General features: G+C 55.5%; 1 protein-coding gene. It reads left to right on the plus strand.

The annotated features are described in order from the left end of the window. A partial coding sequence (gene repC / locus BJF95_RS00010; RefSeq protein ID WP_245297196.1) for a plasmid replication protein RepC occupies positions 1-539 on the plus strand: 539 nt, incomplete at both ends.

Below are 539 nucleotides of genomic sequence, written 5' to 3' on the forward strand. Positions count from 1 at the left end.
GAGCTGGAGATGTTGCGCTCCGAGATCCTCAACATTTTGGAAATGCAGCTTAAAAGTCAAAAAAACGATGGCAATGACGACCAAAACGGCTGCCACATACAGAATTCAAACACCAACTTACCCAATGAATCTGAACCTCGCTTCGAACAGAAGCAGGGCGACGCCGAGGTGCTCAAACCGAAACCTGTTGCGGATCGAAAAACAGCGGATCCGATAAAGGCATTTCCGCTCAGCATGGTGCTGCGGGCCTGCCCGACAATGAGCGACTACGCCAAAGATGCGACCATTGCCAATTGGCGCGAACTGATGGCAACGGCGGTGTTGGTGCGATCCATGTTGGGCATCAGCCCTTCGGCATATGAGGATGCCTGCGAAATCATGGGGCCGGAAGGTGCTGCCGCGGCCATCGCCTGTATTTTGGAGCGCGGCGGACATATCAATTCGCCCGGTGGTTATTTGCGTGATCTGACGCGGCGTGCGCAAAGGGGCGAGTTCTCACTCGGGCCGGTGCTCATGGCGCTGATCCGCGCAAATGATGC

It is taken from the genome of Rhizobium oryziradicis, from assembly GCF_001939045.1.
In the GTDB taxonomy this organism is placed as follows: domain Bacteria; phylum Pseudomonadota; class Alphaproteobacteria; order Rhizobiales; family Rhizobiaceae; genus Allorhizobium; species Allorhizobium oryziradicis.